The sequence below is a fragment of the Paenibacillus sp. EB106-05-06-XG162 genome, from assembly GCF_058791655.1.
The window spans coordinates 379,172-392,164 of sequence record NZ_JBYTDT010000001.1; the positions used below are offsets into that span (position 1 = coordinate 379,172).

General features: G+C 45.2%; 10 protein-coding genes and 1 other RNA gene. 10 read left to right on the forward strand and 1 reads right to left on the reverse strand.

All coding sequences use genetic code 11. The annotated features are described in order from the left end of the window. Positions 1–456: 456 nt before the first annotated feature. The 9 genes from glyQ (at position 457) to rnpB (ending at position 10,363) form a co-directional block, all read left to right on the forward strand. On the forward strand, positions 457–1,335 hold the full coding sequence (gene glyQ, locus AC3WU2_RS01360) for a glycine--tRNA ligase subunit alpha (RefSeq protein ID WP_018756727.1): 879 nt from the start codon (positions 457–459) through the stop codon (positions 1,333–1,335). A gap of 1 nt (position 1,336) precedes the next feature. After that, positions 1,337–3,415, forward strand: coding sequence for a glycine--tRNA ligase subunit beta (gene glyS, locus AC3WU2_RS01365; protein WP_492450631.1), 2,079 nt, complete (start codon positions 1,337–1,339; stop codon positions 3,413–3,415). A gap of 120 nt (positions 3,416–3,535) precedes the next feature. Then, entirely contained in the window at positions 3,536–4,000 is a 465-nt protein-coding gene (locus tag AC3WU2_RS01370) for a YaiI/YqxD family protein (protein ID WP_492450633.1), read from the forward strand. Between the two features lie 35 nt (positions 4,001–4,035). Further along, positions 4,036–5,865: a DNA primase gene (gene dnaG / locus AC3WU2_RS01375; protein ID WP_492450635.1), complete on the forward strand. Its 1,830-nt coding sequence runs from the start codon at positions 4,036–4,038 to the stop codon at positions 5,863–5,865. A gap of 38 nt (positions 5,866–5,903) precedes the next feature. Further along, on the forward strand, positions 5,904–7,037 hold the full coding sequence (gene rpoD / locus AC3WU2_RS01380) for an RNA polymerase sigma factor RpoD (RefSeq protein WP_018756723.1): 1,134 nt from the start codon (positions 5,904–5,906) through the stop codon (positions 7,035–7,037). Between the two features lie 112 nt (positions 7,038–7,149). Then, positions 7,150–7,998: a hypothetical protein gene (locus AC3WU2_RS01385; RefSeq protein ID WP_492450637.1), complete on the forward strand. Its 849-nt coding sequence runs from the start codon at positions 7,150–7,152 to the stop codon at positions 7,996–7,998. Position 7,999: 1 nt separating this feature from the next. Then, complete coding sequence (locus AC3WU2_RS01390; RefSeq protein ID WP_492450639.1) at positions 8,000–8,773, forward strand: tRNA (adenine(22)-N(1))-methyltransferase; 774 nt, start codon at positions 8,000–8,002, stop codon at positions 8,771–8,773. Then, the gene (locus AC3WU2_RS01395) at positions 8,749–9,864 is read left to right on the forward strand and encodes a Nif3-like dinuclear metal center hexameric protein (RefSeq protein ID WP_492450642.1); all 1,116 of its coding nucleotides are present in this window, start codon (positions 8,749–8,751) and stop codon (positions 9,862–9,864) included. Before AC3WU2_RS01390 ends, AC3WU2_RS01395 begins: the two co-directional genes overlap by 25 nt. Positions 9,865–9,960: 96 nt before the next feature. Further along, an RNA gene (gene rnpB, locus AC3WU2_RS01400) (RNase P RNA component class A) lies at positions 9,961–10,363 on the forward strand. A gap of 61 nt (positions 10,364–10,424) precedes the next feature. Here rnpB and AC3WU2_RS01405 read toward each other — a convergent pair. Further along, positions 10,425–12,320 carry a S8 family peptidase gene (locus AC3WU2_RS01405; RefSeq protein WP_492450644.1) on the reverse strand — a complete coding sequence of 632 codons (1,896 nt, stop codon included), beginning with the start codon at positions 12,318–12,320 and terminating at the stop codon, positions 10,425–10,427. 145 nt (positions 12,321–12,465) lie between these two features. Between AC3WU2_RS01405 and AC3WU2_RS01410 the strand changes: the two genes are divergently transcribed. After that, a complete protein-coding gene (locus AC3WU2_RS01410; RefSeq protein WP_018756718.1) occupies positions 12,466–12,963 on the forward strand; it encodes a YpuI family protein in 498 nt (165 codons plus the stop codon). Positions 12,964–12,993: the final 30 nt, after the last annotated feature.

The window sequence follows — 12,993 nt, forward strand, 5'->3', positions numbered from 1 at the left end:
GTTATGTATTTTTAAGTATAAGTGCGTGTTCAAAAAGTCGACTTTTCAGCGCCGAGAAGGTTGCGTGAATCTGAAGAAGGAGGAACGGAGTTTAGGCAAAACCTAAATGAGTACCGAACTTCGAGGATGAACGCAAGATTCGATGTCGAATCTGCTGCTTGAAACACTTCGTGATCAAAAGATGACTTTTTGAAAAACCTTTATAAGTGGTCGGAAAGAGTAGTTCGTTGAGGTTGAGGTAAGCGAGTCGGGGGTGGTGGGAGCCCGGTCCAATGATGCGAATGAAGGGCACTCCGAGCGAAACCACATGTTAGGAAAAGCGGATCAAGTTTCTTGATCAAGTAGGGTGGAACCGCGGGAAAATATACTCTCGTCCCTATGTCTGTACAACAGGCATAGAGATGAGAGTTTTTTGTTGTACAGAAACCATTAAAGAGAAGAAAAGGAGTATGGAAAATGAATTTTCAACAGATTATTCTGACCCTGCAAAACTTCTGGGCCGAACAAAAATGTGTCGTAGTTCAACCTTACGATGTAGAGAAAGGTGCCGGAACGCTGAATCCAATGACATTCTTGCGCAGCATTGGTCCTGAACCATGGAACGTTGCTTATGTTGAACCTTCTCGTCGTCCAGCAGACGGACGTTATGGAGAGAACCCGAACCGTCTCTATCAGCATCATCAATTCCAGGTCATTATGAAGCCTTCACCGGACAATATTCAAGAGCTATATCTTGAGAGCTTGAAACGTCTTGGTGTAGATCCACTTGAACATGACATTCGGTTCGTCGAAGATAACTGGGAGCATCCAGGTCTTGGCGCTTGGGGATTGGGCTGGGAAGTATGGCTCGATGGGATGGAAGTAACCCAATTCACATACTTCCAACAAGTTGGCGGTATCGAGACGAATCCGGTTGCCGTTGAGATTACGTATGGTCTAGAACGTCTTGCGTCTTATATTCAAGCAAAAGAGAATGTGTTCGAATTGGAATGGGTTGATGGGATTACATATGGAGATGTATTCTTACAGCCTGAATACGAGCATTCCAAATATACTTTCGAGACTTCCGATGTTCCAATGCTGTTCCAACTGTTCAATACCTATGAGGAAGAAGCGCGTAAGACGATGGATCAGAATCTCGTGTTCCCGGCTTATGATTATGTATTGAAATGTTCCCATACATTCAACTTGCTTGATGCGCGTGGGGCGATCAGCGTAACGGAACGTACCGGCTACATTACACGTGTTCGTAACCTATCTCGTCAAATTGCTGCGACGTATCTGGCAGAGCGTGAGAAGCTAGGCTTCCCAATGCTTAAGAAAGGAGATGTGTAGAATGACTAGAGATTTATTACTCGAAATCGGTATGGAAGAAGTTCCGGCTCGTTTCCTTCGGAGTAGTATGGATCAATTGAAAGATCGTGTCATGAAATGGCTAGCTGAGGCAAGAATTGAATTCGGGCAAGTTGAAGCCTATGCGACACCAAGACGTATTGCGGTACTCATCCATCAAGTGGCTGAGAAACAACAGGACATTAACGAAGAAGTGAAAGGCCCTTCGCGTAAAATTGCACTGGACGATAGCGGCAATTGGAGTAAAGCGGCATTAGGGTTTGCGCGCAGTCAAGGCGTTGATCCTGAGCAATTTTACTTCAAAGAGCTTAGCGGCGTTGAATATATTTATGCAAATAAAAGCAGCGCGGGTGTAGAGACGGCTTCGGTTCTATCGGAAGGGCTCATGCACTGTATTTCATCCATGAACTTCCCGAAAAATATGCGCTGGGGCGCTTATGATTTTAAATTCGTTCGTCCAATTCGTTGGATGGTTGCATTGTTCGGAACAGACATTATCCCGTTAGAGATTTGTGGTGTTGCTGCGAGCGATGTAACGCGAGGACATCGCTTCTTAGGTCAAGAGACGGTCGTGTCGGAACCAACGGAATATGTAGCGAAATTGCGTGAGCAGTTCGTCGTTGCAGATCTTGCAGAACGCGAGCAATTAATCTTGGCTCAAATCAATGCACTCGCTGACGAGAAGCAATGGAAGATTGCGATCAAGGAAGATCTGCTAGAGGAAGTCTTATTCCTCGTTGAATATCCGAATGTCTTGTTCGGTACGTTCGATCCTTCCTTCCTGGAAATTCCACAAGAGGTGCTAATTACATCGATGCGTGAACATCAACGTTATTTCCCAGTGCTTGATGCATCCGGACAATTGCTGCCGTTCTTTGTTACTGTTCGTAACGGGAATCGCCATGCGATTGATACGGTAGCAAAAGGGAATGAGAAGGTATTGCGTGCACGACTGTCTGACGCGAAATTCTTTTATGATGAAGATCAGAACTTCCCGATTGCAGATGCACTTGCGAAATTGGAAACCATCGTATTCCATGAGGAACTAGGTACTGTTGGTGATAAGGTTCGTCGGATTCGTGCGATTTCGGATGAACTTGCTGCACGTATGCAAGCAGATGCGGATACTTCGAAGCTTGTTAGCCGCACAGCAGATATTTGCAAGTTCGATCTTGTGACGCAAATGGTCTATGAATTCCCTGAACTGCAAGGCGTAATGGGCGAAGATTATGCACGTAAAGCGGGAGAGTCTGTACAAGTTGCAACTGCCATTAACGAACATTATCAACCACGTTTCTCGGGAGATCATTCTCCGGCTTCACTAATTGGGGCTATCGTGAGTATCGCGGATAAAATGGACACGATCGTTGGCTGCTTCTCCATTGGTATTATTCCTACAGGATCAGCGGACCCATACGCACTCCGTCGTCAAGCTGCAGGTATTGTACAGATCATTCTTGATCACAAGCTGCCGATCAATCTTACGGAATTGTTCGACATGGCGATGGATATTCATGGTTCTGCACAATTGTTGAAACGAAAACGTGATGAAATACGTATAGACTTATGTGATTTCTTTGCGCTTCGCGTGAAGAACGTGTTCACAGACAAAGTACGTTACGATGTCGTAGACGCGGTCATGGCAAGTGGGTTCGATCATCTCGTATCTGTTGTTGCGCGTGGAACGCAATTGATGAAGATCGTATCGGAGCAATCTGATTTTAAAGTAACGGTTGAATCCTTCAATCGCGTATCCAATTTGGCGTCCAAGGCAGACTCCCTCGAGATTAATGCATCTAAATTTGTAGAATCGGTTGAGCATGACTTGTTCAATCAACATCAAGCGGTTCATGCCAAATATCATGAAGCGTTGCAAGCTGGAGATATGGCGGCTGCACTTGAACAACTTAGCGGATTGCAGGATGCCATTACAGCTTATTTCGATAAAGTAATGGTGATGGCTGAGGATGCTGATGTTCGTGCGAATCGATTGGCACAGCTCCATGCCATTGCGGAAGATCTGAAATTGTTTGCAGATTTCTCCAAAATTGTGTGGGCTTAAAGTTAAGTTAAGCGAGCGAGCAGGATTTTTTAATTCTCTATCGTATATAATATGGGGGAGGAGAATATAAGTTCTCTTTCTTCATATTATTCAAAATGAATCGGGTGGTCTTACATCGTAATGACATCGTATCGAATCGTAGTGGATGCAGATGCATGCCCTGTGAAGCAGGAAATTATTCAAGCATCCAGACAATTCTCGGTTCCCGTCTTGATGGTTGCCTCATTTGATCATCGACTACAGCCTTCAGAAGGTGTTGAAATTGTGCAAGTGGATCGATCCGATCAATCTGTTGATCTCTATATTGCCAATCGGATTCAAGCGCAGGATATTCTCGTTACACAGGATTTTGGTCTGGCGACCATCGGTCTTGCCAAACGAGCGATTGTTCTATCAACACGCGGTCAGCAATATACGGATGAGACGATTGATTTCCTGCTAGACCGCAGGCATACGCAAGCCAAACAACGTCGAAGCGGCAAGCATAGCAAAGGTCCCAAACCTTTTACAGATGAGGATCGACAAACTTTTCAACACAAACTGACAAAAGTTTTAAAGAACTTGCAGGAGAATTTGTTGGAATAGCGAATAAATACTACGTACGGATGAAGGTGGTTGTGATGAGTACCGGTAATGGCAACATTCCGGAGGACGTTATTGAGACGGTGCTGCGGCATCATGATATCGTCGATACCGTCGGCAAATATGTTCATCTATCGAAGCAAGGGAAGTATATGAAAGGACTCTGTCCTTTTCATTCCGAGAAAACCCCGTCATTTACCGTTACACCGGAGAAGCAGATTTTCCATTGTTATGGTTGCGGTAAGGGTGGGAATGCAATCAAGTTCATCATGGAAATTGAAGGATATTCATTTCCTGAAGCAGTTCGAATGCTCGCTGAAGATGCGAATATTCCCGTTCAATGGAACGCGCAGATGGAACACTCTCCGCGCAATCAGCGTCGCGACGATTTGCTCAAGGCCCATGATTTGACTGCAATGTTATATCATTTTCTGCTTAAGAATTCGGATCATGGTCAGCCCGCAATGGAGTATCTGCGAGGCCGTGGATTTACGGATAAACTGATTGATCAATTTCAAATTGGTTACGCACCGAATCGTTGGGATACATTGTCTCAATTCCTGACGAAGAGAGGATTTGACCTCTCGGAGATGGAGAAGGGCGGCCTATTGTCACTTCGATCCGATGGTTCCGGGTATGTGGACCGGTTCCGAGACCGCATCATGTTTCCGATTTGGGACCGCAATGGCAAGGTTATCGCTTTCGCTGGAAGGATCATGAATGATAGTCAGCCTAAATATTTGAATTCACCAGAAACGATGCTTTTTAACAAAAGCCGTGTGTTGTACAATTTGAATCAAGCGAAATCTTCGATCCGCAAACAGAATCAAATTGTGCTATTCGAAGGATATGCGGATGTTATTCAATCCTGGGATGCTGGCGTAACGAACGGAATAGCTACCATGGGGACGGCATTAACAACCGAACATTTAAATCAGTTGAAGACGCAGGCAGAAGAAATCGTCATTTGCTATGACGGCGATGATGCTGGACAAGCAGCGGCAATGAAAGCCATTCCGATGCTCGAACAAGCGGATTTTCGCGTATCTGTCGCTATTCTTCCTGATCGAATGGATCCTGATGAATACATAAAAACACATGGGAAAGAACGGTTCCGTCACCAAATTATTGAATCAGCTGTTGCTCCAACGAAATTTAAGCTTATATATCTGAAAAAAAGCCATATACTGCTAGAAGACGGTGGAAAACAGCGGTATGTGCGTGAAGCGACCAAATTGATCGCGGAGTTGCAATCGCCGACGGAACGTGAAGTGTATTTGAAAGATCTTGCAATACAGTTTCCAATCTTTGATTATGAGACACTCAAGCAGGAATGTAATGAATTTCGAATTGCCTTGCAAAAAAAGAAACCAGTTGGGGATAATAACGACAATTGGTGGAATAATGTTATGAATGAAAAACGAGTAACAGAACCACCAAACTTACTGCCAGCTTACCATAATGCAGAGCGTACAATGCTCGCAATGATGCTGCAGGATTTGGATGTGACTCGTTATGTAGAAGAACGTCTCGGATATGAATTTAACGTAGAGGATCATGCAGCGCTTGCTGCTTATCTATATGCATACTATGCGCAAGGTAAAGAACCAGACATTAGCCGCTTTATTGCTTCTTTGTCAGATGACCGATTGGAGAAGATTGCAATATCGATCTCCATGATGGAAGTCCCGATGGACTTTAATACTCAAGTGCTTGATGATTATATTCGGGAAATTCATAAGGTACCCAAGCAGCTTGAAATTAAACGGAAGAAGGAAGAAGTGTTAGAGGCGGTGCGTGCTGGTGATTCTTCGCGTGCTGCACAGCTTGGAATTGAGATTATAACCCTAGAGAGAGACCTGAAATGATGCACCAACGCAGTTTCTAGGGAGGAGGGAGTCGAATTATGGCGAATGATCAACATACTGAACTAGAAACAGAATTGACATTAGACCAAGTGAAAGAACAACTCATTGAAATTGGTAAGAAGAGATCCACCCTTAGTTACAAAGATATTATGGAGAAGCTATCACCGTTTGACCAAGATCCGGAGCAAATGGATGAATTTTTCGAGCAGCTTGCTGACCATGGTATTGAGGTTAACAATGAGAACGACGAAGATATGAGCATGCGAGGATCCGATGATCGGGAACGTGATCAAGAACATGATGAATTTAATTTCGATGATGATTTAACACTCCCACCGGGTATTAAGATCAACGATCCTGTTCGGATGTACTTGAAAGAGATAGGTCGTGTACCACTCTTATCCGCAGACGATGAAGTTGAACTCGCGATTCGAATTGAGAATGGTGACGAAGAGGCGAAGCGGAGATTGGCTGAAGCGAACTTACGTCTCGTTGTAAGTATTGCGAAGCGTTATGTGGGCCGCGGCATGTTGTTCCTAGATTTGATTCAAGAGGGCAATATGGGTCTAATTAAAGCCGTTGAGAAGTTCGACCATGGCAAAGGATTTAAGTTCAGTACGTATGCAACTTGGTGGATTCGTCAAGCGATTACACGTGCGATTGCAGACCAAGCCAGAACGATTCGTATTCCTGTCCATATGGTTGAGACCATTAACAAATTGATTCGGGTTTCCCGTCAATTACTCCAAGAGTTAGGACGCGAACCGACACCAGAAGAAATTGCAGCTGAGATGGAACTCAGTACCGATAAAGTTCGTGAGATTATGAAGATTGCTCAAGAGCCTGTCTCACTCGAGACACCAATCGGAGAAGAAGATGATTCACATTTAGGTGATTTCATTGAGGACCAAGAGGCATTAGCTCCGGCAGATGCTGCAGCATATGAATTGCTTAAGGAACAATTGGAAGATGTTCTTGATACGTTAACCGAGCGTGAGGAGAACGTTCTACGTTTACGTTTCGGATTAGATGACGGTCGGACAAGAACGTTAGAAGAGGTTGGTAAAGTATTCGGCGTAACACGTGAGCGGATTCGTCAGATTGAAGCGAAGGCACTCCGTAAACTGCGTCATCCAAGCCGCAGTAAACGTCTTAAAGATTTTCTTGAATAAAGCGCATTGTTCGGACCTTCTGCGGTTTGCAGTAGGTCTTTTTGTTAAAAAGGAAGCAATTATGGATCTCCAATCGACTGCGGTTCTCACATAAGGGAGAGGTTAAAGAGCCATGACAGCAGATAAACTGGATAAACGCAAAATCATTGTACGTGAAATTCATCATTGGCGTGAAAGCCGATTATTGCCTGACCAATATTGCGATTTTCTATTGAATCTATATCAAGACCATCCCGATGAACAATCAAATGGAAGTGCTTCGAAGTCTTCCTGGTTCCGAGCCGAACGTGTTCTGCAATGGAGCTGGAAACAATGTTTGCTTGGAATTGCTATTTTTTCCTTGATTTGTTTTGTTGTACTTCATTTTAAAGGATTTCATCCGGCAATGCAAATTTTCACGGGGATCCTTTTTATCACCTGTTGTTATGGAATTGGAGCGAAGATTAAGCGTAAGAATCAGACAATTGGGCTTATGTTGATAGGAATTGGAAGTTTGACAATGATTACGGTGGGGATGCTATTGCTCCGCTGGCACCAGTTGGATACTGAATTAAGTGTTGTGTCGCTTGTCATTGGCTGCAGTATAACCTGGCTGTTGATTGGAATATTTTTGCGGGTTCCACTGCTTCATTTTTGCGGATGGGCAGGACTTTTATTGATTTACGGTGCATTCCTTACACGCTCAATGCCGGACCCAACCTGGTATGAAATGGAGCTATTCTGGCTCCCAATTTCAGGCGTGATGCTCTGGTTAAGTTGGTACGTACACCATAAGAACAAGGCGGGATCAGCGGTTCTTTTCCTGGTTGGCGCATTATTGTGGTTCGTTCCAGAATTGCACCAGATGCTATATGATCAAGCGTTATTAGGATTAACTCAGTTTGCGTTATTCGTCAAAATTTTGGTTGGAGCAGCACTGTTGTTCACATTACGAAAAAAATGGATTGTGTGGGTTGTATAAGATGACGAAACTTATTAAATTATCAGAACGATTAACGACGATAGCAAGACAAGTACCCAAAGGTTCACGTATTGCGGATATCGGTTCGGATCATGCGCTGCTGCCTTGCTATTTGGTCCAGAATGGACAAGCGGTTCATGCGATTGCTGGCGAAGTGAATGATGGGCCACTGGAAGCTGCAAGGAAACAAGTGCGTGAAGAGAAGTTGGAAGCATTCATTGATGTGCGGGGTGGAGATGGTCTTGCGGTAATCCAGCCAGGCGAGGTCGATGTCATTACAATCGCTGGAATGGGCGGCAGCCTGATCGTAAAAATCTTATCAGCGGATCCTTCCAAGTTGCAAGGCGTTCAGCGGCTTGTACTTCAACCGAATGTTGGTGAAGATACCGTACGAACATGGCTCTTGCAAGAAAATTGGTTGTTAATCGACGAACATCTCCTTGAAGAGGATGGCAAATTCTATGAAGTCCTTGTAGCGATTCGTCATGAAGAGGCGGATGAGGAGAATGAGGCACTCTATGCGAATAATCCGTTGGAGTCATTCGGTATTGCTGTATCTCGGGAACAATTGATTTGGATGGGCCCATACTTGCTAGCGCAGCGGAACGACGCATTCGCAAGCAAATGGTCATCGGAGAAGAACAAATTCGAGCGGATCATTCAGACCATGCAGCAATCGCAGGCACCGGAAGCAAAAGAGAAGGAGCAGGCCTTTGGAGCGCTTGTGAAGCAGATTGAGGAGGTACTGCAATGTATGCAAAAGGACAGACCGTAATTCAATATATGGAGCAATTCGCACCTAAGCATTATGCGGTGGAAGGCGATAAAATTGGTCTTCAACTCGGTACCTTGAACAAGGAAATCCGTAACATTCTCGTCGCGCTGGATGTTACGGAGGAAGTGGTAGATGAGGCGATTGCTAAAGGCGTAGATTTAATTATTGCACACCATGCCATTATCTATCGTCCCATTGCGCAGCTGACTACGGATTCACCTATGGGCAAGCTGTATGAGAAGCTCATCAAACACGACATCGCGGTTTATATTGCACATACGAATTTGGATACCGCGGAAGGCGGCGTGAATGACTTGATGGCAGATGCGTTGGAGCTCCAGCATTGCACTTGTCTAGAGGAAATTCATAATGATCAGTTGTTCAAACTTGTCGTATTCGTGCCAGAGACGGACTATGAAAAAGTGCTTCGTGCAGTATTGGATGCAGGGGCCGGTCATATCGGGAATTACAGTCATTGCAGCTTCAATAGCCAAGGGACAGGCACATTTGTACCGCTCGCAGGTACGAACCCCTATATCGGTAGTGAAGGTGTAATGGAGCGAGTACCAGAGATGCGGATTGAGACGATTGTACCGCAAAGTATTCAGCGTAAAGTGATTCAAGCGATGCTTAAGGCGCATCCATATGAAGAAGTCGCTTATGATCTCTATCGGATGGATCTGAAAGGTCGCAGCTTTGGGTTAGGTCGCGTAGGGAAGCTGGATCAAGCTATAACACTTGATGCATTAGTGGCTCGGGTGAAAGAGCGTTTCGATGTTCCGCAAGTACGTGTGGTGGGCGATCTCAATCGAGAAATTAAGAAGGTTGCTGTCTTAGGCGGTTCCGGTTCCCGTTATGTGAAGCATGCGCTGTTCCGCGGTGCTGATGTACTCGTAACGGGCGATATCGATTATCACACGGCGCATGATGCAATTGCTGCAGGAATTGCGATTATTGATCCAGGCCATAACGTCGAGAAAATTGTCAAGCCTGCTGTGGCTGCTATGCTACAGAAGAAAATGGATGAGAATAAATATGCGACGAGCGTATTCGCATCAGAGCTGAATACAGAGCCATTCCAGTTCGTATAAACGAAGATTGCCACGCGTTCCATAATAAGCAAGGATTGTAAGGAGTTTGAGGTTGTGCTTTGACGGAAATGCGAGTATACTAACGTATGTTGTCGGAAAGTTTGACAGACAATCGCTGGTGATTTATTCACGAGAGGAAAGTCCGGGCTCCATAGGGCAGGATGCTGGATAACGTCCAGTCAACGCGAGTTGAAGGATAGTGCCACAGAAATGGACCGCCGATGGCCGCGCAAGCGGATCAGGCAAGGGTGGAACCGTGGTGTAAGAGACCACGAGGAACGCTGGTGACTTCGTTCCTGGTAAACCCCATCTGGAGCAAGACCTAATGAGACGCTGGCAGCTTTCGAGGTTGCAGCCTTAGCCCGAGGCGCGTCTGGGTTGGTCGCTGGAACCGTGCAGTAATGTACGGTCTAGATAGATGATTGTCACTCACAAGTGGGAGGGTAGCTCCCGTCGTACCACGGTGAGTACAGAACCCGGCTTATGGCGAGCTTTCCACGCTAAATAAAACCCGCAAGACACGGCTATCGTGTTTTGCGGGTTTTATTTCATTTACGGCTTTATTTATGAATATATTTTGCCTCCGCCGAATCCATTGATTTTTTGACGGAATAAGGGAAGAAATTGAGTGTATGGCTTTGTTGATCAGCGGCTTGTAATGCTTTGACCACATCAATTTGACCATAACCAAAATCAATATCTTTACCAGCAGGCCCCAGATCGATAACGCTCTTCCGCATCAAATCCATGACTTCTGTATTTTTAAGCGTCGGGTTCGCAGAACGAATGAGCGCTGCGAGTGCTGAGACATGCGGGCAGGCCATTGATGTACCGGAAAGCGCCGCATACTGGTTATTCGGGAATGTACTCGCAATATTTTCACCTGGAGCAACGACATCGACATAATCACCATAATTCGAGAAGGAAGCGCGATGCTTCGATTTATTCGTCGCAGAGACGGCGAATACCTCGGGATAAGCAGCTGGATAACCAGGTTGATCTGTATTATCATTCCCTGTAGCGGCGATGACGACGACATCTTTGTCATAAGCATATTTAATCGCATCATGCAAGAAATTGGCTTGAGCATAGTTGCCAAGGCTGAGGTTAATGACTTTCGCGCCATGATCGGTTGCCCAAATGATGCCTTGCGCTACAGAATAGGTTGTTCCTGCACCAGAATTATCGAGTACTTTGACCGGCAGAATCTTGTTATACCAAGACATACCAGCGATCCCTTCACGGTTATTGACTTTGGCGGCGATAATCCCGGCAACATGAGTGCCATGACCAACATCATCCATAGGGTCAGAGCCAGGATCAATGGCGTTATAGCCTTTGAGCAGTTGGCCTTTCAGGTCAGGATGGTTAATATCTACCCCTGTATCCACCACTGCGACAATAACTTGGTTATTACCCTTCGATAGCCCCCAGCCCTTGTTCGTATCAATGATAGGCAAGTTCCATTGGTACTCTTTGTAGAGCGAATCATTCGGCTGCTCTTCGCCTCCGTTTGTTGGTGTTACAGCGACATCATTGGTCATGTAGAGGAAATGCGGCTCGATATACACGGGGTCCCATTTCTTGAAGTAATTCTCTAATTCCTCCGCTGACATATACTTGGAGCGGAAAATGAATGCATAGCCCGCATGCCGAACATAGCTGCTATGGATATCTTTTTTCATTTGCGCCAGCTGCTTTTCTGTTGGCTGGTGTCTGAAGCGAACGACGATCTCATTCGTATAGTAGTGGCTCGTATCGCCGTTTTGCTCGCCTTGGGTGACCCGTTTTCTTTTCCCATCATCCGTATCGACTGTCTTCACCCGGTACTTTTGATCATGCGGATAAGGGATCAGACGAAGATTACGGCGCTGATGCTTATTAACCGTGTTTAATATTTCTTGATTGATGGCAGCGACAATACCGTGGCTCTCATTGGTTTTGGAAGGAACACCGAGAACGAGGTATTTATGACCCCCTTTCAGGGTTGGTGACGCTTCATAAGATTCACGCTGCTTGACTTTTTGTTTGGCCTTCTGGATTTCCTGTTCCAATTGAGCCTTAGCTTCCGGTTGCAGGGTTTCTGACAATTTTCCATACTCACGATGCTCTTCGTTGTTCACCCAGACGAGGTAAGCCATATGCTGATGGTCTTTCTGCAATTTCGCAGCATAGGATTTTATTTGTGCGGGAGAGGCTTGTTCCAGGTCTTGAAGCATTTGATGAAGATGATGGTTGCAATCGATTTTGCACATCTTTTCGGTTAACTGTACGTCATTTTGTACTACCATCTGCTTTATGTTCTTCTCTTGCAGGGCAGTAGCGCGAGGTGCAGCTGGTGCAGCTTGTGGAGTCGGCTGCGGCCCTTTGGGTGTCGAGTTATTAGATGTTATGATGGGGTATAGTAGCACCCCGATTCCGATCACGAATAAGAAGGCGATAAGGCCTCGCCGCATAAGTAATCCCTCCGTTGTCCTGAATAATAAACTCTCGTCTTAGATTGAGACTCTGGAGGTCATTTTATTCGACAGGAAAAGAGTACCGTTTCGAAATGATTTATGGTAGGATTTAGTTGGAACATTTGCTAAGGGGGAGCCATATATGTCAGCAGCCAATGTGAAGCAACTTTGTGAATCAACAAGAGATAAATTAAAGCTTGTGATTAAGCAGATGGAGAGCTTCTTGAATGAGTATTCACTTGCGAAATTAGCGGAAGAAGACCAAGAAATGACCGAATTCTACCAAGGATATTTGTCTGACATGCGGCATTTGCTTGTATTCTCCGAAGTATCTTATGAAGCGCTCGGTGTAGCGCTTAGACGTGCGACATTTGATGTCGATTTTGGCGAGAAAGCTTTATATGACGTTTATCATCGCTGCGTGAATAGCTTCTATTATCCGAAGAATGAATGCTATTCGGAAGACGGACGGTATGCTTATACAGGTCAAGATGCTATTCGATTCAGCAAGAAGCCTATTCGATTGGCACGGGAGATTATTTTGGAGCTTAGCAAGGTGTACGAGGAGTTACGCGAAGACCTTACTTATTATGAGAGTGATTATTTGACACAACGTCGGATGCAGAACCAGAAAGTTTAATGTGAACGTCTAAAATCGTTCAGTCGATTT